Annotated in this window: 17 protein-coding genes; 2 read left to right on the top strand and 15 right to left on the bottom strand. The window is 64.2% G+C overall.

The features are described from left to right. Positions 1 to 141 precede the first annotated feature (141 nt). From C3B71_RS02780 to C3B71_RS02750, 7 genes are all read right to left on the bottom strand, one after another. Complete coding sequence (locus tag C3B71_RS02780; protein ID WP_199912556.1) at positions 142 to 2,166, bottom strand: hypothetical protein; 2,025 nt, start codon at positions 2,164 to 2,166, stop codon at positions 142 to 144. A gap of 44 nt (positions 2,167 to 2,210) precedes the next feature. Further along, the gene (locus tag C3B71_RS02775) at positions 2,211 to 4,202 is read right to left on the bottom strand and encodes a beta-galactosidase (protein WP_108965995.1); all 1,992 of its coding nucleotides are present in this window, start codon (positions 4,200 to 4,202) and stop codon (positions 2,211 to 2,213) included. Positions 4,203 to 4,211: 9 nt separating this feature from the next. After that, a complete protein-coding gene (locus tag C3B71_RS02770) occupies positions 4,212 to 4,991 on the bottom strand; it encodes a hypothetical protein (protein WP_108965993.1) in 780 nt (259 codons plus the stop codon). After that, positions 4,984 to 6,648: an ABC transporter substrate-binding protein gene (locus C3B71_RS02765; RefSeq protein ID WP_108965991.1), complete on the bottom strand. Its 1,665-nt coding sequence runs from the start codon at positions 6,646 to 6,648 to the stop codon at positions 4,984 to 4,986. The genes C3B71_RS02770 and C3B71_RS02765 overlap by 8 nt, the downstream gene beginning before the upstream one ends. Before the next feature lie 135 nt (positions 6,649 to 6,783). Continuing rightward, on the bottom strand, positions 6,784 to 7,671 hold the full coding sequence (locus tag C3B71_RS02760) for a carbohydrate ABC transporter permease (protein ID WP_073329830.1): 888 nt from the start codon (positions 7,669 to 7,671) through the stop codon (positions 6,784 to 6,786). 6 nt (positions 7,672 to 7,677) lie between these two features. After that, positions 7,678 to 8,529 carry an ABC transporter permease gene (locus C3B71_RS02755; RefSeq protein ID WP_199912555.1) on the bottom strand — a complete coding sequence of 284 codons (852 nt, stop codon included), beginning with the start codon at positions 8,527 to 8,529 and terminating at the stop codon, positions 7,678 to 7,680. 407 nt (positions 8,530 to 8,936) lie between these two features. Beyond that, complete coding sequence (locus tag C3B71_RS02750; RefSeq protein WP_199912554.1) at positions 8,937 to 9,914, bottom strand: acetylxylan esterase; 978 nt, start codon at positions 9,912 to 9,914, stop codon at positions 8,937 to 8,939. A 251-nt stretch (positions 9,915 to 10,165) separates the two neighbouring features. Between C3B71_RS02750 and C3B71_RS02745 the strand changes: the two genes are divergently transcribed. Then, positions 10,166 to 11,200: a LacI family DNA-binding transcriptional regulator gene (locus tag C3B71_RS02745; protein ID WP_159097623.1), complete on the top strand. Its 1,035-nt coding sequence runs from the start codon at positions 10,166 to 10,168 to the stop codon at positions 11,198 to 11,200. Positions 11,201 to 11,397: 197 nt separating this feature from the next. After that, positions 11,398 to 11,838: an RpiB/LacA/LacB family sugar-phosphate isomerase gene (locus C3B71_RS02740; protein ID WP_108965984.1), complete on the top strand. Its 441-nt coding sequence runs from the start codon at positions 11,398 to 11,400 to the stop codon at positions 11,836 to 11,838. Between the two features lie 80 nt (positions 11,839 to 11,918). Here C3B71_RS02740 and C3B71_RS02735 read toward each other — a convergent pair whose 3' ends face one another. The 8 genes from C3B71_RS02735 to C3B71_RS02700 all read right to left on the bottom strand — a co-directional run bounded on the left by C3B71_RS02735 (position 11,919) and on the right by C3B71_RS02700 (position 21,779). Continuing rightward, on the bottom strand, positions 11,919 to 12,590 hold the full coding sequence (locus C3B71_RS02735) for an alpha/beta hydrolase fold domain-containing protein (protein WP_159097622.1): 672 nt from the start codon (positions 12,588 to 12,590) through the stop codon (positions 11,919 to 11,921). Positions 12,591 to 12,944: 354 nt separating this feature from the next. Beyond that, a complete protein-coding gene (locus tag C3B71_RS02730) occupies positions 12,945 to 14,687 on the bottom strand; it encodes a dihydroxyacetone kinase family protein (RefSeq protein WP_309300302.1) in 1,743 nt (580 codons plus the stop codon). Positions 14,688 to 14,689: 2 nt separating this feature from the next. Beyond that, positions 14,690 to 16,684, bottom strand: coding sequence for a right-handed parallel beta-helix repeat-containing protein (locus tag C3B71_RS02725; RefSeq protein ID WP_073329846.1), 1,995 nt, complete (start codon positions 16,682 to 16,684; stop codon positions 14,690 to 14,692). A 48-nt stretch (positions 16,685 to 16,732) separates the two neighbouring features. Further along, positions 16,733 to 17,647, bottom strand: coding sequence for an NAD(P)-dependent oxidoreductase (locus C3B71_RS02720; protein ID WP_073329849.1), 915 nt, complete (start codon positions 17,645 to 17,647; stop codon positions 16,733 to 16,735). Positions 17,648 to 17,659: 12 nt separating this feature from the next. Further along, entirely contained in the window at positions 17,660 to 18,583 is a 924-nt protein-coding gene (locus C3B71_RS02715; protein ID WP_073329851.1) for a sugar phosphate isomerase/epimerase family protein, read from the bottom strand. Between the two features lie 45 nt (positions 18,584 to 18,628). Continuing rightward, positions 18,629 to 19,435, bottom strand: coding sequence for a carbohydrate ABC transporter permease (locus C3B71_RS02710; RefSeq protein ID WP_234416066.1), 807 nt, complete (start codon positions 19,433 to 19,435; stop codon positions 18,629 to 18,631). Positions 19,436 to 19,506: 71 nt separating this feature from the next. Then, positions 19,507 to 20,415: a carbohydrate ABC transporter permease gene (locus C3B71_RS02705; RefSeq protein ID WP_108969469.1), complete on the bottom strand. Its 909-nt coding sequence runs from the start codon at positions 20,413 to 20,415 to the stop codon at positions 19,507 to 19,509. A gap of 8 nt (positions 20,416 to 20,423) precedes the next feature. Next, the gene (locus C3B71_RS02700; RefSeq protein ID WP_159097621.1) at positions 20,424 to 21,779 is read right to left on the bottom strand and encodes an ABC transporter substrate-binding protein; all 1,356 of its coding nucleotides are present in this window, start codon (positions 21,777 to 21,779) and stop codon (positions 20,424 to 20,426) included. Between the last annotated feature and the right edge of the window lie 298 nt (positions 21,780 to 22,077).

Genomic DNA, 22,077 nt, shown 5'->3' with positions numbered 1-22,077 from the left:
GGCCGACGCTGGCCCGCGGTCGCGACACTACACATACCGAAATGCGACATCAACGGTTTCGTTGCGTTTCGCCACTGATCCTCTTCATGTGGGCCGCTCCGAGGGGTGCGATGGGGTACGCGCGAACGAGTGCCGAGTCGGTTACGGGTAGACGGTACGGCCGGCAGCGTCGGCAATGCCGGAGTGACGCAAGAAGTACGTGCATACCTGATCGCGCCATTCGATGGCATTGTGTTCCTGAGCCTGCCAGCGGCGGTCGACATCGGTGCGGGTGCCTTCCGGCACCTGCTCACGCACCGTCTCCCAGTCTCGCCGCATGGCGCGCACCTGCTCAACCCCTTCGAAGTGAGTGTCGTAGATCCGCTGGATCAGTGTCACCCCGGATTGAGGCAGCACCTGGTCATAGCGCAGATGGTGGAAGAAGAGCAGTAAACGTTCCGGGCAGTCCTCCAACGACCGATACCGAGCTGCGAGCGCCGGCGGGTACTGCTCGGTGTACCCCGATCCTGTGGGCGTGCGATCCACACCTACGCCGTCCCGGTCGGCGAAGTGATAGGTGCCCCAGGGGGAATACTCGTATCCGTCGATGTTGGGGCCATAATGTCCACCCGGAGTCACCATGAATCCGACGCCGAGCGGCGCAGTGTAGTTCTCGTAGGCTTCACGGGAGCGCAGCAGAATGCGGGTCAATGCCTCATGCAGGTCGGCGTCACCAGTGAAGGAAGCGATGGCCCACTCCTGAGCGATGGTCTGCGTGCCTTCATGCAAGTCCCACGCCAACCGTCCGTATCCATACAGATTGGCCTGCGAGAAGGTGTTTCCGGTCCAGTTCCAGTCCCGGCCCACCCCGGCAACAGCGACGATCGCCGAGCCTCGGCGATCCACCAGATCCCGGCCCAGATCCGCACCACCATCTCCAGCGACATCGAGTTCCAGCACTTCCCGCCAAGCGGTGGGCAGAAAGTAGGTATCCCAGGCATGCCCGGTGTACTCCTGGGCGATCTGCAGTTCGAGGGCCACGCGAGTCTCGCGCAGACCGAGCAACAGTGGGGAGACTGGTTCACGCACTTGAAAGTCGAGGGGACCGTGCTTGATCTGGAGTAGGACGTTGTCGGCGAAACGCCCGTCCAGGGGCATGAAGTGGTCATAGGCGGCGCGGGCACGGTCCAGGGTCCGATCGCGCCAGTCCTGACGGTGGTTGTAAACGAAGCACCGCCACATGACCAGTCCGCCGTGCGGTGCGAGTGCAGCGGCCAGCAGGTTAGCGCCGTCGGCATGGTCCCGCCCGTAGTCGAAGGGGCCGGGACGCCCCTCCGAGTCGGCTTTGACCACGTAACCGCCTAGGTCGGGCACAGCGCTGTACACACGATCAGTAGTTTCACGCCACCAACGCTCCACGGACTCGTCAAGCGGATCGCAAGTCGCCAGCCCTCCCAGGGTCATGGGCGCGGCGAAGTCGACGGAAACGAAGGTGGTGATGTTGTGACGTCTCAAAATGTCGGCGATAGCCCGCACCAGATCGAGGCGCTCTCCGACCAGCGTCGCCTCGGTAGCGTGGACATTTACGTTGTTCAGGCATACGGCGTTGATGCCAATGGATGCCAGCAGCAACCCGTAGTCGTCGATGCGATCCGTATCGGGGACCAGGTCTCCGTTTTCGAAGAATACCGAGTCTCCCGCATACCCGCGCTCAATGGTCCCCATGACCGGGTGGGGCACGAGGTTGTCCCAATGGTCCAGCATGCGCAGGGACAGATCCGGGCTGCTGACGACGGTCTTCTTCCCTCCCAACAGGGCTTCGGGCCCCAGGACGAGCAACCGTAATGTGCCGTACAGAGCGCCGGCAGCGTCGGCCCCAACGACAGCTAGATCCCCTGCGTTGCCGCGAGTGACGACGTACCCCTCGGGTGCAGGGGGCGCCGCCACAGCGCAGGCGGCTCCGTACATCGTGGGCGGCAGAACTGAAGCGTACTCGAGGGTGGTAATCAACAACTCACCTATGCCCCGAGCAGGCGGAGCACTAGCGGCGAGCCGTCGCCAGTCATCGGCGGCTCGCTCGATCAGCTCGTCTCCGCCTATGGGGCGGGGGGTGTAGGCGTTAAGCCACGGCTTTGTAGCCGGCTCGAGCCACATGGATGAGCTGGTGGTGAAAGGTCGGGCGGGCATGCGGGGCTCCTCGAATTGAGCGACGGGGTGGCGAAGGCGTGCGGTCAAGTGCGACGAAGCACGATCACGTCTCCGGCCGGGATGGTCAGCGATTCCCCTGCCGGGGACTCCCTGCCAGTGAGCAGGTCAACGCCCTGCACGGGCGGTGTCCAGGCCAGGGGCGTCTGATCGTGGTTGAGCAGGATGTCGAAGGTGCCACGGGAACAGGTGCGGCTGACGTGTTCCAGTTCGCCGACCAGAGGGTGCCCGGGGGCCGGGCCGATAAGGGAGGCTATCAGGCGTCGGCGTCCGGCCTGGCTCAGCAGCGCGCCGAGGCGTATGACGGTGCCACGACCGAAGGCGTTGCGAATTATGGCGGAGCCGCCTGCGAACCAACTGGACCGCCAATGCCCTGCAGTCTGCCCGCCGGTGGGACGCAAGATCTCGAAGAGATGGTGGGCGGTATCGGTGGTCCCGTCAGGAAGAGTCAGTTCAACGCCGAATCCGGGCTCCTGAGCGTCGCGTTCCTCGACCTGACAGCCGAGCAGTTCGTCCACCCGGTCGTCCACCAACACACGGCCGGTGGCATCGGCGGCAAAGGACATCGGGCCGGTCAGCAGTATGCCGCCATCTGCCACGTACCGGCGCAGGGCGTCGATAACGTCGTTGTGAGCCATATAGAGGCTGGGCGCGACAACGATCCGGTACCGGGACAGGTCGCTGCGGCCGTCGGTGACGTCCACACCTCCGAGGTGACGTGCAAGTGCCTCGTGCCACTGCCGGGCCTGATCGACAAGGTCCCAGTGGTCGGAAAACCCATCGACGAGCCGGCTGTACCACCAGGAGTCCCAATCCATAAGGACCGCCGCCTGGGCTTCTACCCGACTGCCGACGAGGTCGTCGAGTTGGAACAGCTCTCGGCCGAGTCTCGCCGTCTCCCGGTAGGTACGCGTGTCGGTGCGACCGCGGTGGTCCAGGACGCCACCGAACCACATTTCCGATCCGGCCGGTGCGGAGCGCATCTGGAAGTGGAGCACTGTATCAGCCCCTTGAGCGAGCGCTTGTAGGCTCCAGCGACGCAGCACACCCGGCGCACGGGTGGGGTTGACGTCCCGGCACGTCGTGGCCACCGGCGCCTGCTCCATCAGCCACATGGGCCTACCACGTCCTACCGCGCGCATCAGGGAGTGGTTGAAAGCCATCTCCGGCCAGGCGCGGATGGCACGCGGGTAGTTGTCCCAGGCCACAACGTCAAGGCCGCTGGCGAACCGGAAGTAATCCAGATGCTCGTACGCGCCCATTAGATTGGTAGTGACCGGGTGGACGGCGTCGAAATGGCGAATCTGCTCGATTTCCCCCTCCAGGCAGGCGGCGAACTGCTCGGTCATGAAACGCTTGTACTCGAGCGTGATGATTGGAAAACCACTGCGGTAGGGGCCGCCCCAGTGCTCTGTGAGCGCGTTCGGTGCGGGAATCTGGTCTGCGTGTGTGAAACGGTGGGACCAGATCTGCGTGCACCAGTCGTGGTTGAGGTTGCCGAGCCCACCGTGCCTCCGCAACAGCCAACGGCGGAATTCGGCAACGCAGTTCTCGCAGTAGCAGGCACCGCCGTATTCGTTGCCAATATGCCACGCGAGTAGAGCGGGGTGCCCATGGTAGCGATGCGCGAGCAGACCGGCGATTTGTTGCGCCTTTTCTCGGAAAACCGGCGAGGTGGGGCAGAAATGGTGCCGCTGACCGAAGCCGTGTCGCCGCCCTTCGAAGTCCACACGCATTGTGCTCGGCTTCTCAGTTGCTAGCCAGGGCGGGATCGCCGCAGTCGGGGTGGCCAGGATGACGCCGAAGCCGCGGGCATGGACACGGTCCAGTAAGACGTCGAGGCGGTCGAAGGCGAAGGTGTCAGGGGCCGGTTGCAGGTCTGCCCATCCGAATACGTTGAGCGTGAGTGTGTTGATTCCGGCTGCCTCCAGGGCAGTCAGGTCGGCATCGATGGTGGCATCGTCCCACTGCTCCGGGTTGTAGTCACCTCCATGCAGGATGTGCTCGGGAAACTGCATTAATGCCTCCTATGGAACGGACGTAGTGACGGAAGCCCGGGTGAATTGCTCAGTGAGAATGCGCCTCTGTCCACTCGTGGCGGGAGCCGCCAGCGCGCACAACGGCACCCAGGCGAGCATCAGGAGTGCCGGAACGTGCAAGGCAATGAGCAGACCCGCAGCACCGATGCCCGCGAGTAGGAGTGTCCCGGCGGCGTCGCGCACAGTCATGACGGCCGTTAGCACGAGCACGTCGGACATCTTGAAATTGAACAGAGCGATGATTGTGCCCGCGCGTCCAACGCCCAGCCCGGCGGACGCAAGCACGATGAGGACGGGCACACGTAGTCCGCCTCCCACCCCGGCGGCGGATCCCGCCAGTCCCACCGCCAATACGACGGCGAGCGCCGCCAACGGGCCGAACTGGGCGATCGACCCGGCCCATCCGCGCCACAGTGCGGCGATGCGGCGCCGGGCGGAGGGATCGTAGGTCCACCCCGGTCGGGTGACGGCGTAAACGACTGCCGGCAGGGCGGTTAGCGCCAGCACCCAGGTCAGTACTAGAACCAGCAGCGACCAGACAGAACTCCCATCGAGCGTGAGCATGCCTACCGCCGCCGGAATTGCGAGCGGCAGCGAGCCCACGCCGAGGGCGGCCGCCTGGTAGACCACCGAACTGATCCGCACCAGTGGGGAGTCGAAGGGATCGTCCGGGACATCGGAACCTTCCCCGGTCGCGACGAGTCCCGACGATGGGCGGGTGCGGGCGCCCCGCGATGGGGTGCCCGCACCCGGGTGACGGTCAGCCATTGTTCTCCACGTAGGTGGCGCGCGCCGCGTTGAGGATGTCCATGTAGGAGGTCACGCCCTTGGCCTCACATTCGGTGACGTAGGTGTCCCACTCGGCCAGGTCGCGCCTTCCTGTGATGAACTTCAGCGTCTCCTGCATGACGTAGTCCTGCAACGGAGTGATCAGGAGCGTTGCCTGCTCGCGCTGGGTCTCATCCAACGGAGCCGGCGGATCGATGGGCCTCTGCGTGTGCGTGGCTGCCATCTCCTCCTGCCAGGCAAGTTCCTTGTCCAGCATCATTGAGTGCAGCAGTTCAGTGGTGCCGCCGTAGGCGAAGACGCCTCCGGAGAAGCCGTACTCGACGCGCAGGTCTTTGTCGCCGGCCGGGTTCAGACCGTTGTAGTTGATGTCATCGACCAGCGTGCGGGTGCCATCTGCGTCCTTGTTGTAGGTAACCCCTTCCACACCCCACTTGGCGAATTCTTCGCCCTCGTCGGAGTACCACAGCCAGTCGATGAACTGCATCATGGCCACGAAGTTCGGGTCGTCGGCGGCCTTGGAGGAGATCATGATGCCGTTCTCCAGGCGGGTGCCACCGATCAGCGCGCCGGCGGGGCCGGCCGGCTGGAGAATCTTGACGACCTCGAAGTTGCCCTCTCCGAGGGTCTCCTTCATCGTCGTCTCGTAGGTGACGTCGTACTGGGAGTTGGTTCCGATGGCGATCGACTTGCCGGTGGTGAAGGTGTTGACGGCCGTGTCCTCGTCCTGGGTGAAGGAGTCCGGGTCGAGTACGCCGGCGTCGACCATGCCGCGCAGCATGGTGACCATGGCCTTGTAGTTGTCGGAGGTGCCGCAGAAGATGAACGACTGCGAGTCCTCGTCCCACTCGGCCATGGTGGTCATGCCCCAGGAACCGCCGGACTGGGTGCCGTAGGAGACCGCTGCAAGGTTGAGCATGCTGAGCCCCTCGAAACGATCGGAGATGCCCTTCATGTCCGGGTGGCGCTCCTGCACCTTAGAAATCACGTCCTGCAGCTCCTCCCACGTGGTGGGCAGCTCCAGTCCCTGTTCGTCGAGGAGATCCTTGCGGATTTCGAAGGTGTAGTCGGGCCAGATCTCCTCGTGCAGGCCGGGAAGAACATAGATGGAGCCGTCGGCCTGGCGCAGCGTGTCCAGCTCCTCGTCAAGCTGCCATTCTTCAACCTTCTTGCGGAAGTTGGGCATAAGGTCGAAGTAGTCGGACACCGCCAGGACCGCCCCGGAGGAGACGAAGGCGGACTCCTGGCCGGGGTACGTCTTGGGAAGGATGAGCGGCGCATCGCCGGAGGAGATCAGCAGAGAGCGCTTCTGCTCGTAGTCGGACATTGGCACGATCGTCATGTCGAGGGTGACATTGGTGCGGTTGGTGATCTCCTCCAGCAGCATCCAGTCGGCCTTATAGGGGTAGTTGGGGTGATCGGAGAACAGGCAACTGAAGGTCAGCGGCTCGGTCGCCTTGAAGCTGGTATCGGCGGCGAAGTCATCCATGGCGGCGGCCGTATTGGTCACGCCCTGCGCCGCATCGCCGGAGTCGGAACCGGAGCCACAGGCCGCCAGTGCGGCGGCTGCCGCCGTGCTCAGAAGCAGGGCGCCGGCCCGACGGCGGGTGAAGGGGTGGGAGAAGAGACTGGGGCTCATCGCTGAGTGCCTTTCTAATGGTGTCGGCCATGATCGGCCGGATGGTGGGTCGGATTGGGAGGAGTGGTGGATGGATGGGTGGGCGCCGCTGCCGTTGCCGGCCGCGCCCCCGGTCGACGCCTTTGTGGGCTCTTGTCAGCCCTTGACGGACCCAAGGGTGACGCCGGTGACGAAGTACTTCTGCACAAAGGGGTAGACGCAGAGGATCGGCAGCGAGGTGAGCACCATGGTCACCGATCTGAGGTTGGAGGAAATCTGGGTCTGGTCGGCGGTTCCTCCTCCGAGGGAGTCGGAGGTGGTCACTCCCGCGAGCATGTTTCGCAGGTAGATGGTTACCGGGAACAGGTTCTTGTCGTCGAAGTACAGGAAGGCCCCGAACCAGGCGTTCCAGTTGGCGACCGCATAGAAGAGGAACATGGTGGCGATGATCGCCTTGGACAACGGCAGCACAATGCGGAAGAGGATTCCGTAGGTACCCAACCCGTCGAGCTCGCCGGCCTCCTCCAGTTCATGCGGCAGCCCCTCGAAGAAGGACTTCATGACCAGCAGGTTGAACACGTTGATCGCATTGGGCAGCACGACCGCCCAGATCGTGTTCTTCATTCCCAGGTTGGTAATCAGAATGTAGTTCGGGATCAGACCACCGTTGAAGAACATGGTGAATACGGCGAAGCCGACCAGCGCATTGCGGCCCTTCAGGTCCTTCTTGGACAGTACGTAGGCGAACGCAGTGGTGAAGACCAGCGAGATGAAGGTGGCGACGACCGTGTACACGATGGTGTTCCGATAGCCGGTCCAGAAGGCGGAGTCCCCAAGCACCACTTTGTAGGTAGTGACGTTGAATCCCTTGGGGATGAGGTTCACCTCCCCGGCAGAGATGGCCGCCTCGCTTGAGAAGGACTTGGCCACGACGTTCAGGAAGGGGAACAGCGTCACGAATATGACGCCCAGGAGTATGACCGTGTTGAGCAGGCGGAAGGCCCGGTAGCTGCGCGAATCGTATTTGGCGTTTTGAACAGGCATATCCAATCACCACAGACTCGTCTTGGCGAACTTGCGGGACGCGAAGTTGGCGGCCATGACCATGATCAGCCCGATCAATGACTCGAACAGGCCGATGGCTGCCGCATAGCTGAAGTTGGACGACTGCAGGCCCACCCGGTACAGGTAGGTGGAGATGACATCGCCGGTCTCATAGGTCAGCGGGTTGTAGATCAGCAGGATCTTCTCGAAGCCCACCGCCAGGAAGGAGCCGACGTTGAGAATCAGTAGCGTGACGATAGTGGGCCGAATTCCCGGCAGCGTGATGTGCCAGGTCTGCTGCCAGCGGTTGGCGCCGTCGATCTGGGCAGCCTCATACAAGGAGTCATCAATGGTGGTGAGCGCCGCCAGATACAGGATCGTCCCCCAGCCAACGGTCTGCCACACGTCGGAGATGACGTAGATGGGCACGAACGCCTTGGCCGTTTGAATGAAGTTGACCGCCTGACCGCCCAAGGCGGTGATCAGGCTGTTGATCGGGCCGTCCACCGCGACGACTTCCATGATGATCCCCGCAATGATGACCATCGAGAGGAAGTGTGGCAGGTATGAAACGGTCTGAACGATCTTCTTGAACCAGACTCGGCGGACCTCGTTCAGGAGCAGGGCCAGGATGATCGGTGCCGGGAAGGACACCAGCAGTGTCGAGAAACCGATGACCACCGTGTTACGGAACACCCGCCAGAAGGTGGGGTCCGCGATGAACATCTTGACATATTTCAGCCCCACCCATTCCTCGCCGTACATGGAACCGCCGGGCACGAATCGGCGGAAGGCAATGACGTTGCCGACCATCGGTGCGTACCGGAAGACGATGAACCAGATCACCGGGATAACCACGAGGGTATAGAGCTGCCAGTCGCCTCGACGACTGCTCCTGCGCCTGCCGGGTCGTCCCGTACCCCTGCGGGTTCGCTTACTGAAGGCCGAAGCTGTAGGCATGGAGGGCGCGCGGCGCCCGGTTGCCCGGGGCACGCTCGGCGCTGTATCCACTGCTTCTGCCACGACACATCACCTCCTCGTGACTTTACGGCTTGCGAACGTTTTCGCGTCACCGTTCGCTAGCGACGACCTTAGAGTAACGTCGCGAGTCACTCTCGTCAAGGATTTGTCTTGCCGTACACGAAAATTGGATCGGCGAAAACGGTGGGATGATAGACCTGCTCTCACCCACCCGCGCGAATTGCCGTAAATTGCCTAACGACAAGACTATTAGGCCGGCTAGGCCGCGCAGAGCTCTAGGCCGGCTAGGCCGCGCAGAGCTCGCGGATCCACGTGAGCTGACGGCGCAGATAGTAGAACTCGCCGCTCTCATGCCCGTTGTCCGGGTAGATCTCCACCTCTGTCGGGCCGGCGTATGCCGCCAGCGCCTGTTGACCGCCCAAGGGTGGACAGCAGGTATCGCGCAACCCCAGCCCCCAAAGCGACGGGGCCTGGGCACGCCGCGCATGGTTGACGCCGTCGACGTAGGCCAGGGTGCGGAAGACCACCTCACGCTCGGCTCGCCGCACCGACAGGTATCGGACCAGTTCCGCGTAGGGCTCGCCCTGCGCAGACTGATAGACGGCCGGAATGTCGCAAAGAAAGGGGACGGATACGGTCACTCCGCGCAGGTCGGACACCAGTCCGGCAACGGCAAGAGCAACGCCGCCCCCCTGAGAGTTTCCCATCACGATCACGCGCTCGGCGTCGACGTCCGGCAGTTTGCGTACCGCATCCACGGCGCGCACCGCGTCCACGATGAGGCGGCGGTAATAGTACGTTTCGGGCGCGGAGATGCCACGGGTGACAACGCCGGGCGCTTCGGGGGCGCCGTCGTGGAGATCCGGCGTGTCCCCACCGCTCCCATATCCGCACCCCTGCCCGCGTACGTCAAGCAGCAGGTGTGCCATACCCGCGGCCGCTACGTGGGGATTCTCGCCCGGCAGTCCACGCCCGCGGCCGTAGCCCGGAATCTGAACCACGCAGGGTAGCGGTTCATCGTCGCACCTTGCCGGCCGGGACAGCCACGCCTTCACCCGCTGCCCGCCGAACCCCCTGAAGGAGATGTCCCAGTAGCGCAGCTCCGAGAGGGGCTGCTCCACGGCGACGCGTTCAGTCGTCCTCGCCTCGGGATCGAAGCTGCGCGCCTCACCCAACGTCCGCACCCAGAAACGATCGAAGTCATCTGGTTCCGATACGACTGAAGGCGGAAGCGGGCCGAGTTGCGGGGGCAAAGTAGCCATGCACATCCTCCCTTGAGGTGCGGCAGCCACACCGGTGCGGCGCGCAGCCGCATTTCGAGGTCTTTCGCACGTTTTCGTGCGATCGCGAGTGTAAGCTGCAACTCCTGCTCAGGACAAGGTCACCGGCACGGACCAATGGCAGAAACATCGGTACAGGGGCAGGGGCAAGGACACTACGCTTGCTGGAACAACACTTGTACCACCGGCTTCTACCCGCGCCGGTGTGGGGCGACCCGAGAATGGAGGACACTGTGACTCCGCGCGAACGCGTCACGCTTGACACCATAGCTGCAGCCGCTCAGGTCTCGCGCGCAACCGTGTCCAAGGCGATCAATGGCCGTCAGGACGTCTCTGCGCGTACACGTCGACAGATCCTTGACCTGGCCGAACAACTCGGCTATGAGGCGCCTACATCCGCAGAGCGGAGTTCCCCGACGATCACAATCGTCTTCGATTCTCTCGATACGTACTACACCAACCGCGTGCTCGCCGGGGCGGTAGCGGCAGCGCACGATCATGGCGCCATTCTTGATGTCCGCTCCTTCAATGACCGTCGAGAGGCCGCGTCCGACTCCTGGGTGCGACGGATCGTGGCAGAAGGTCATTTAGCACTGATCGTTGTCACCATGGAACTGTCTGATGCGCAGATCGACGCGGTGCATACACTCCAGCTGCCTGCGATCACCGTGGACCCGGCTCAAGAAACCCCCGACGGGGTGCTTGAGATCTCCTCGACCAACTGGAACGGCGGCATGGCCGCCACCCAGCACCTGCTCGCACTGGGGCACCAGCGCATAGCCTTCGTCGCCGGCCCGGAGCGCTCGCTACCGGCCAGGGAACGCCTGCTCGGTTTCCGTTCCGCCATGATGGATGCCGGCCTCGACGTGGATCCCACACTCATCCTTGGGAACAGCTTCACTTATGCCAATGGGCTGCGCGCGGGGCTGACCCTGCTCGATATCGCGCCGGAAAGCCGTCCCACCGCCGTCATGTGCGCCTGCGACGTCTCCGCAATAGGCGTATATGAGGCTGCCCGTCAGCACGGACTGTCCGTTCCCGACGAACTCAGTGTTGTCGGCTATGACGACACTTTCCTTGCCGAGTGCGCCGCTCCCCCGCTCACAACCGTTCACCAGGCGCTGGAGACGATGGGGGCGCGGGCAGTCGAGGCGTCCCTAGACCTCGCCGAAGACTCCACAGGAACCAAGACCAAGCGAACGATCGGCTCGGTCAAGATTCCTACGCGCCTGGTCGAGCGCGCCTCGACGGCGCCGCCGCGGGTGTAGCGGATCGTCGCGAGTTGGCGCGACGAGCCTAGAACCGCGAGCACCACCAGCCTCCCCTGTGAGCAACAAGGCGAGTCACCCCCCCACCATTGCATTTGTTTCTGCGACACGCCTAAACTTTCGTCGCAAGGGAAGCCACCCAGCGCACTGCCCGCGCCCCCGCCAAAGGCGCCGGGCACATCCGAAGAAGGACCACCATGAAGCTCGCATTCGGCTGCGACCCCAACGCCACAGCACTCAAACACCTGCTGATCACCGAGGCGTCCGCCCTCGGCCATGAGATCATCGACTACCCCTCTGACGACCCCATCTATGCCAATGTCGCTATCCGAGTCGCCCAGGACGTCGCCGCTGGTTTGGCGGACCGCGGGATATTGTTGTGCGGAACGGGCATCGGTGTCTCAATCGCCGCCAACAAGGTTGCCGGAGCCTACTGTGCCTGTATCAGCGACGCCTACCAGGCTCAGCGCGCGGCCCGATCCAATGACGCGAACCTCGTCTCGATGGGGGCACAGGTCGTCGGTCCCGAGACGGCCAAACTCCTTCTGCGCGAGTACCTCGACGGCGTCTTCGACCCCGCCGGTAGGTCCGCCCCCAAGGTCGACCGTATTCGCGATTACGAGGCAAGTAGAGCCTGAGGCCTCGCGCTGCAACGTGGTCGGGAGCCGCATGCAAAGCATCAGTTACCCGGCTCCCGGCCCACGCCCGCGGCCCGCGCTCACATTCCGAGCCCCGACGCCCTGGCATTCGCTTCGATCAGGGTCATCCAGGCGTCGATCCTGGCGAGCGAACGGTCCGAGACCACGAGCTCGGGCGTGTTCAGGTGCCCGTGAAGCGCTTCCGGCTCGCAGAACTGGACTACGTCGTTACCTGCGGCTGCCAGAGAGGCCGCCAGCGTCTGCCCGCTCGCCCTCAGGCCGTCCAGCTCCGAATTGAGGACATAGACCGGGGGGAGCCCACTCAGGTCGCCGTCGCCGGGGAAGGCGTAGGGCTCCTCCATCCGGTCCTCCGTCCCCACGAAGTTGAGATTCATCAGGTGGACCCGCAACGGCGAGTAACGCTGCTCGAAGGGGATGCGAAGGTATTTGTTACGCAATTCCGGCGTCATCGGCGGCAGCACCGAGTGGGCCGTCGGGTACACCAGCGGAATGCCGGCGGGCAACTGGCCGCCCTCGTCGCGAAGACGTTGCGCCGCGGACAGCGCCACACTCGCGCCAGCACTCGCCCCTCCCAGATACCAGACGGAGGTCACACCAGCGAGACTCGGCAGCGCCGCACAAACGTCGACAACCTCATCGATCGGGACAGGGAAGCGAATGCCCGCGGCCTCCCTCGGAGGCCATGGCCACTCATCACCCGCGGGGATGTGCTCCGCAAGGGAATAGTCCACAACGGCGACTGTGCATCCCCTGCGCGAGAGGTGTCCGGCAACACTCATCGCCTCCGGCATGTTGATCGCCCCACGGATGTAAGCGGAACCATGGAGCCAGACCACTACTGGCTCACTAGGAATGCCGCTGTCCGGAGTCCACAGCCGCACGGTAACCTCGCCATGACGCGTCGGAACCGCGGTGTCACGCCACTGCACTCCTCCGCCCCGCCGAGCCGGCCCGCTTACCTCTGTACTCATAGTGCCAATGTCCTCTTCCTACCGCTTCTGGCTACCAGCCCCGCAGGACCCGGAGCGAGTGTGCGGCTGGGCGCATGCAGACCTCTGCCGCACCACGCCCAGCCGTGCTCGCCATCACGAGCCGGTCTCCCCCTCTCTCGCGCGGAGCAGGCTCCCGACGGCAGCGGCACACATCCCGAAGGAGACGGCCCCGGGGTCCGGATGCCCAATAGACCTCTCGGCGAGCGGACGTGCCCTTCCCCTTCGTGGTGACAGGACTCTCGTCTCCTCGGCTGCACGGCACGCCTCGGACGCGGCCGCGCTCCAAGCGTCACTCAATGATGCCTGCGCATCGATTTCGAGACGCAGGCGGTCCCGGAACGGAACTGCCGCGTCTATGACCGTCTTGTCCCCGAGCTCGGCCTTTCCCAGATCGGTCATCGCCAGGACGAAACGCTCCACAGCGGCTGCCACATCCGCGGGCACAACCGTGACCTCGTTGCCGAGCCCGGCCCCCAGCGCTCTAAGCGCAGCACCCCACAGGACACCCGAGGTGCCGCCGGCGTGCTCCGCCCACGCGTCGCCGGCGCTTGCGAGCACGCCGGCGGCGCCCCATCCCGTTGCGAGGGCCGCCGTAGCCGCGTCTACGGCGCAGTCGACTCCGCGAACCATACCGCGGCCGTGGTCGCCGTCGCCGGCCACCTGGTCGATGCGGCCCAGTTCGTCCTCCCGCTCGTGCAGCACCGCCTGCATGGCCCGCAGGCAGTCGACAACCAGAGCGCCGACGACGCGCGAATCCTCCGATCCCAAGGGCGACTCGACGTCGGGTTCTGAATAGAAATACTCGACGGCTTCCTCATCGGCGGTTGCGGATGCGGCCGTCCCCTCAAGCACACCGCGCCGGAAGGCAGGAGTGTCGGCCGGTGCCAGCCACAGGGCCTCCAACTCATCATCCAGCCAGCACAGCGTGAGTGACACCCCGGCCATGTCAAGGCTCGTCACGAGTTCCCCGACCTCGGGCGCGACTACCTCCAGACCCGCCTCCCGCAACAGGGCCGCTACATGACCCCACAAGAGGAAGAGTTCCTCGTACTTCGTTGAGCCAAGGCCGTTGAGTATCGCGGCGACCCGTGTTCCCGATCCTGCCGGACGTTCCGAGAGCAGGCGCCCCACGAGGAGCGCGGCCAGCTCGTCAGCGGGCATCCAGTCGATATCCTCCAGCCCCGGCTCCCCATGGATCCCCAGGCCGAGGCCCATCTTGCCCTCGGGCACGGTGAAGTGGGGCTCCCGGGCGCCGGGGAAGGTGCAACCCGCGAAGGCCACCCCGAGGGAGAAGGTCGCGGCGTTGGCCCTCAGCCCCAACCGGACCACCTCGTCGAGATCGTCACCGCGCTCCGCCGCCGCACCCAGAATCTTGAACACCACGAAGTCCCCAGCAATCCCGCGCCGCTTCGAGGACTGTGCGGGCGGCGCGGAGGCGATGTCATCGGTGATGACCAGCTGTCGGGTCTCAATTCCCTCCGCGGTGAGTCGCTCTCCCGCGAGACCGAAGTTCATGACGTCGCCCGCGTAGTTGCCGTAGCTGATGACCACCCCTGCCCCGGAGCTGGCAGCCCGCGCCACCGAGTACGCCTGTACGGTGGACGGCGAGGTGAAGAGATTGCCGATGACAGCGCCGTCCCCCATTCCGGGGCCGACGACGCCGGCGAAGGCCGGATAGTGGCCGGAACCACCGCCATAGATGACGGCCACTTTTGGCTTCATCGAACGTCGACGTCTCACGACACCACCGGGAACAAGACGGAGTCGGTCGGAGTGCAGGTCGACGAATCCCCGGGTCGCATCCTCGGTGAAATCGGCTGGGCTGTTGTAAATCATGGTCATGCCGTTGTCCTCCCCTCGGCGCCGAGCACCCGATCGGCGTCCCAAACGCAGATACGTCCGTCCCCTAATTCGGCAAGCGGTCCGGGGATCCAGGTATCCTCCGGGCGCTCATTCCCAACCAGATCCATGGAAAGGCACACCGGGGAGCCGTCGGGGGCGGTGAAGGGCAGCCCGGCCATGCGCACGTGTCCAAGGTCCTGCGCACTCACCGGAGCGAGGCCGGGGAGCGAGCCGTCCTCGGGCAGGTCGATGACCACACTGACGCGCCCGTCACCGTCGGTCTCGACCCGGGCGGCACCGTCGGGCACCCGCACAGGGCGTTCCTCAAGCGAGTAGCCCCGGGCGCCGCCGAGGTAGACGTTGTCCCGAATGACAACGACCTGACGCACGTCGTTGTAACGGCGGTGGTCGCCAGCCTCCGCACGGACCTGAGCGAGGTAATCACTCCACTTCGAGGGGCACCCGTCGTAGGCGACCGTGCCATGCCCGTACACACTCAATGCCGGACGTGGCGTGACATAGGCCGGGGCCTGAGTCCCGGGCCCGAAGACATTGCCGATGAAGCGGTCATCACCTCCGAATACGACCGAGACACCGGCGACCTTCGTCGAGTGGGGCAGGTGATACGGCGTGGATCGGTCGGGGACAGTCTCGACTCTGACGGTGCCGAGCACGAGGTTCGCCACGTAGGCGCCGCCCTGACTGAGTATCTCGATCGATGCGGGGGAGGCGAGGACGTTCGAGTCCACAACGTAAGGGCCGTGACTGACCTCGATGAAGAGGTCGCGGGAGTTATCGTGCAGCACGTTGCGGGCGACCCTGGTACCCTGCGTCTCCCAGTCGAGCCAGATGCCGAGGGAGCACCCGTGCACGTGGTTGTGGGTGATGCTCGTGTCGATCGCGGCATGCAACTTGATGCCCGCGATCTCATGACCGTAGAAGGCCCGGCGCGCAGAGATCGTGTGAATCTCATTGTCCTCAATCGTGGAGAAGGCACAACCCATGTGTCCTACGACGGCGTTCTGCCCGCAGTCGTGAATGAGATTGCGCCGAACGACGTGGGAGCCGACCTTCTCTCTGGACCACCCGAGTTCGAGCCCGGCGAAGACCGACTCCAACTGATACTGGTAGCCCGAGCGGTCCCCCCTCGTGGTGGAGTAGTTGTCTCCTGTGGAGCCCTCCTTGCCCAGCGAGACGGCCGCGCACTTGGCGTCGTGAATGTGGTTGTCCTCAATGATCCAGCCTCTGGCCCAGTTGGGGCCGATCAGACCGGGCTGGTCGCCGGTTGGCGGCGCCCACGGGGTCGCAGCGTGCGCCAACTCAAAACCGCGCACGGTGATGTAGTCGATCTGGTGATTGCGCGGAAAGAACACCGAGCGGCGGACATTCGCCTCGATGAGCGCCTCACGTGGGCTGCGACCCGCGAGGTTCACCATGATCGTCGTCGTGGTGTCATCGACGACGGCAAGCCAGGTGCCGGGCACCGGCCCGCCGGCGGGGGCCACCTGCACCCCGGTCCAGTCATCGACGATCTCGGGCAGCGCGGGGGGTCGGCGCAGTTCTTCGCGGTCGCGAACTTCCCTCAGTGCCGTACCGTCTAGATACACCTCACCCAGGTGCTGAGGGGCGTCCGCCCCCACGGGGCGCACCAACCAGTCGCCTGCGATCACCTCCCGGTAGGGGTTGAAGTCGCCGAACAAGGAGTTGTCTAGAGCCGTGGACCACAGACCGTCCTCGATCTCCTCCCATTCGTTCAGTTCCTCGGAGCCCTTGATGACGACATGCTCTCCAGGCGCGGCTGTGTATGTGATGCGGCGCAGTTCATCACGTCCACCGCGCTGCGGGTCAACCCACTCGCGGTAGGTGCCTTCGTGAACAATGACGGTGTCACCCGGAAGGGCTCTACGGGCGGCCTCCGAGATGGTAAGGAGCGGCTCCTGTGCCGTCCCCGGAGCAAGGTCCGATCCCTGTTTTCGGACATGTATATCCATGATTGAGTCGTGTTCCTTTGCTTTGAGGTCTTGTCAGGATGCTGTCATTCAGTTCCCGCTGAGGGCTCCGCCGTGCAGGAAGACCGCCAGAGCCGAGTCGTCCTGAGCCGCCAAGCCCGCCTTCATAGCGGTGCGATAGAGATTCTCAGCAGCGCCCGCTACGGGCGTGGGCAGGTGAGCGGCCCGATTTAGATCACCGACTATGCCCATGTCCTTGTCGATGATGTCGAGACGGGACCGCAGTTCCACCGGCGCTCCCCGCAACTGCTCGGCCATACGCGGACCGCGGTCACCGAGCATGAAAGAGGCGGCCGCCCCCTGCATGAACACCTCTACGCATCGGCGCGGATCGAGGCCGAGACTCGCCGCCATGGCCAGTGCCTCCGCCGCGGCCGCGGTGTGAATGCCGCACAGCAGCTGGTTCACGGCCTTCATGTTCTGGCCGGCTCCAACAGGACCCGTTTCAACCAGGGTCTCACCCAACGCGGTGAGCGTCGGGCGGCCGGCCGCGAGCGCCTCCTGCGAGCCCCCAATCATGATGAGCAGAGTGCCGTCACCCGCGCGGACCGCCCCTCCGGAGACCGGGGCGTCGACGGTGAGAACACCGCCTTCCGCGAGCCTGGCAGCCACGTCCACAACGCAGGCCGCACCCACGGTGGAAGTGATGACGACGACTGCCCCTTCGCGCAGGCCGGAGGCGGCTCCCCGCGCCCCGAACAGGACTTCATCGATCTGGTCTGCTGACCTCACCGCGATGACGGCGACGTCAGCGCCCTGGACTGCCTCGGCCGCGGACACGGCAGGCAGGACCCCGGCACACGCAGCGAGTTCGCGGCGCGGTTCAAAGGGGTCATAGCCGACTACGCCCCCGGGGGCGACTGCGGCGAGGCGGGTTGCCATGGGCAGCCCCATGGCTCCCAGGCCGAGGACGGCTGTGCGGTTTGCCGTAGTGGTTTCCGTCATGGTGGCTCCCTTTCAGATCTCATTCAGCGCGACAGCCAGCATCCGGCGGATGTAGCGCATGTTCTCCGCGGATACAGTCAGGCCGTCGCCGCCATAGTTCTCCACGCACATCGGGCCGTCGAAGCCGGCGTCAATGGCGATCTGGATCGCCTCGCGGTAATTCGCCGTGCCGAATGCCATGGGGGCGGGCACCGTGGTTACGTGCCCCTCGGCGTTTACATCGCGCGAATAGCTCTTCATGTGCCAGTAGTTGGCGTATGGCATGCACTTCTCAACACTGACGAGGAAGTCCTCAATGGGCCGGTGCAGGCGGTAGAGGTTGCCCAGATCGGGGTTCAGGCCGACGCCGCTCATCCCGATATCGGTGACGAGCCTGACCGCGGAATCGGCGGTGCCGAGCAGGGTGTCCTCGTACATCTCCAGGGACAGCAGCAGGCCCAGGCTCACGGCGTGTTCGCCGAGCTCGCGCAGGCGGGTGACGGCTCGGTGCCAGTTGTCCGGATCACGGGAGTCAACGGGACCCGGCTGAGTCCAGAACCACAGGGCGTGGGCCTGGGCACCGAGGAGAGGACGGTGCAGGCCGACGGAGACAATCTCGGAGCCGAGAAAGGCCGCCGCGTCAATGACCCGATGCGAGTATTCGAGATTGTCCTCCCACCCGACGGGATCGATGACGGAACGGCGGATCGCGGAGATCGCCGATGGGGCGAGCCCGTACTCCTTGAGGAGCCCCTTGAGGAGAGCCAGGCGCTCCCGACTGAGGTCTCCGACACGGACCCAGTTATCGGTGAGATCGACGGCCGTGAACCCCTCGAAGCGGACCTGGGCGAGCTGCTTGCGCCAGGTGTACTCGTCGGCGTCCTGGGAGTCCGGGAAGGGAAGCATGGCAGCGGCGATAGGCCAGTTGGCGGAGGTGCGTTTGCCGGTGTAGGTCATGGGAAGTCTTTCTGGATTTGATGGAGAAGCCGGCTGGAACCGGTGCTACTTGCCGAATCCAGCCGTCATGCCGGCGATCAGCTGACGGCGACCGAGCACATAGAGGCTGAGGATAGGCAGAGCTGACAGCACGATGGCTGCCATCATGGCGGGCACGTTGATCGTCAACTCGCCCTGAAAGGTCCACAAGGCCAAGGGCAGCACCCTGCTCTGGGGCGACTGAGTCAGCACGAGCGGGAACAGGAAGTTGTTCCAGACATTGACGCCGTTGTAGATCGCGGTCGTCGAGAGAGCCGGAACGCACAACGGCAGCACCAGCCTGCTGAGGATCTGCCACTCGGTCGCCCCGTCCAGGCGCATCGACTCGAACAACTCGCTCGGGATATCCCTGAGGTAGTTGGTGAAGATGAGCACCGTGACCGGGATGGCGAAGGCGGTGGACGGCAGGATTACGGCCAGGAGCGTGTCGTACAGGCGCATCCGCGTGATCATGTAGAAGATCGGGATGATCGCCGACTGGGCCGGGATCGCCAGGCCGAGCAGAAAGACCCCCAGGGATCGCTTAGCGATCGCCCGCCTGCTGCGCACGATGGCGTAGGCGGCCATGAGCCCGACGGCTATGGTCAGGCCGACGGCGCCGACGGTCACGATGATCGAGTTGAGGAAGAACCGTGCGAAGCCCTTCTCGAACACCGCCGCATAGTTCTCCAGTGTCGGGTTGCTCGGCGGCACAAGCGCCCCGTCGGTGAAGAAGTTCTGCTGCGTGCGCAGTGAGGTGACGACCACCCAGTAGATCGGCACGACGACGACAAGAAGCCAGAGGACCGCACCTAGGCCACCGGGGATGTTCACCCGAGGCCCGCTGCGCCGACGTGCTGCCCGTCCTACGATCCCAGAGGCCCGGGGCAAGTCAATGGCGCCCATCAGATTCCCTCCTGCTGGCTTTCCATCCGGGTGAAGCCCGTTATTTTCGTCAGTGTCAGAGACAGGATCAGGCCCAGCATCGCAAGCAGCGTGGCGATGGCGCTGGCACGCCCCATGTCTGCCGCCTGGAAGCCCGTGAGATACATGTGCAGCGGCAGGATCCGGGTGGCATAACCCGGTCCGCCCGATGTCAGCACGAATATGAGGTCAAAGTAGGTCAGTGAGCCTACTAGCATCAGGGTCGACGAGGTGACGATTGTGTACTTCAACTGTGGCAGCGTGATCTGGAAGAACATCCGTAATCCGCCGGCACCGTCGCACGAGGCCGCCTCGTAAAGGGACTTCGGGATCTGCCGCGCACCCGCCTGGTAAAGCAACGTGTGCAGCGGCACGAAGTGCCACGCGATGATGAAGACCACAACCGCAAGAACGGTCTCCCTGTCCCCGAGCCAGTTTCTGCTCAACGGTCCGAGCCGCTCCATGGCGGTCATGCCGAAGTTCGGGTCGAGCAGGTTCTTGAAGGTCAGGCCGACTGCTGCCGAGGAGAGCAAAAGAGGCAGGAAGTAGACGGTTGTTACGACGGCCCGCGTGCGGCCCGCCTGGGCAGCCCAGACGCCAAGCAGCAGGCTTAGTGGCGTCTGGACGGCCCAGGACCCGACCATCACTATTAGGCTGAGCTTGATCGTGGTCCAAGTGACCGGATCGGTCAGCACGGCACGCCAGTTCGTCAGTCCCGTCAGTTGCGGTGAACCAAGGCCGTCCCACTTGGTCAGGGATAGAATTACCGCGCCGAACAGGGGGATGATCGCGAAGACGAGGAATAAGACAAGGGCCGGGACGATGAACCACGGGCTGGGGCCAGTCTTGGTCCTTGCCCGCACGCCGTCGGAGTTGTCTGAAACGCTCACGAGCAGCCTCACTTGCCCACGGTGGCGGTCATCGTGTCAACGAATTCCTGAGGGGTGATCTCAAGGAGGAACAGTTGGTCAAGCGCCGTGTTGAGGGCTTCACCCTGTACCGGCGTGAGTGCCTGGTCCAGGGACAGCTGGAACGCAGGCGCCTCATTGACCATTTCAAAGACGTAGGAGGCAAAGGGATCCTCCGCGGCGGCAAGCTTGTCGCCCGCGGATACGGCACCCGGTACCGAGGCGCGGCCAATGATCTCCTCGACGTATTGGTCGTTCATGACCTGTTCGTCGAGGAACCGGATGGCGATATCCTTGGCAGCATCGGTCGAGGCACTGGTGACGTACCAGTACGCCGAGGGGTTACCTGTGACGTCCTTCGGGTCGCCCTTGCCCCCTTCGACCGCTGGGAAGGCGAAGTAGCCCAGGTTGCCCGACTCGACGAACTCCGGCGAAGCCTGGGCGATGTTGGAGTAGGCGTTGGACAGCATGACGAGCATCGCCGCCTTCCCGGTATAGAGCAGGGCATCGGCTGCGCCGCTCTCATAGGAGGTTGCAGAGGCGTCGGAGGCGAATGCGCCGGCCTCTACGAGCTCTTGGATCTTCCGTGCCGCTTCGAGCACAGCCGGGTCGGACCAGCCGTCGGCCTGGTCCGCCTCGACCTTGGCAAAGACCTCCGGCCCACCGATGCGGTCTACCAGGTAGGCGAGATACGGAAGGTGGGTCCACTTGCTCTGGCCGGCCAGAGCAATAGGAGTGAAGTTCGCACTCTTGGCCTGCTCGACGACGTTGAGCAACTCGCTCCAGGTCTGCGGGACCTCGGCACCGATCGCGGAGAACACCTCCTTGTTGTAAAGCACGACCACGGGCTGCATGTTGCCGATCGGGACGCCGTAAAGCTCGCCATCGATGGTGGCCGCCCCGAGGGTCGCCTCGAGGTAGCGCTCCGCGATGCCGGCGTGCTCGCTGCCCGCAAGTTGCGTTATGGAATCGACTAGGCCCTGTTCCACGTAATCGCGCAGGCCGCCACCGCCCCACCCATATATGAGGGTTGGCGCCTGATCGGCGCCAAGGGCGACGCGAACCTTGTCCTTGTACCCGTTGTCGGGCATGACCTGCAGGTCGATCCGCTCCTCCGGGTGCGCCTCGTTCCACCGGTCGACGGCGGCGATGTATGAGTCCGACTGGGAGCTCTGGATTGCCCAAGCACTGGCGGCGAAGTCACCCGCCCCGCCAGCATCTGAGGAGTTTGGGCCGGAGGACCCGCAGGCGACCAGTGCGGACGTCATTGCCGCGGAACTGACAACGATGCCAGATGCCTTGAGCAGACCGCGGCGTGAAAGCGTGTAATGACCACGAACACTCATCTTCGAGCCTTTCGTACCAAAAGTTTCGGCCGACTGCCAAAACTTTGACGTGTTCAGCGTAGCGTTCCCCCTGATGATCCGCAAGTGCCTCACCCCATGTGATGAAGTCGTCATCGCAGCCACCGCGCGTAGCTCACGTTGCACCGTGTTTCCCTACCCGAAGCGGACGGGAGAGGGGACGTGCTCCAGCTCCTCGCGTTTGAAGGCATGAGGCTGGCGAGTGGTGGTTGATGCGCACGTCCCGGTACACGTTGCTGACGAATGGCGACGGGACGGGCCCCGCCTGATGACTCGCCGA

The organism is Actinomyces sp. Z16, from assembly GCF_003111765.1.
Lineage (GTDB): Bacteria > Actinomycetota > Actinomycetes > Actinomycetales > Actinomycetaceae > Actinomyces > Actinomyces glycerinitolerans.
The sequence above is the reverse complement of the archived record's forward strand: the minus strand, read 5'-3'. Positions and strand labels throughout refer to the sequence as shown.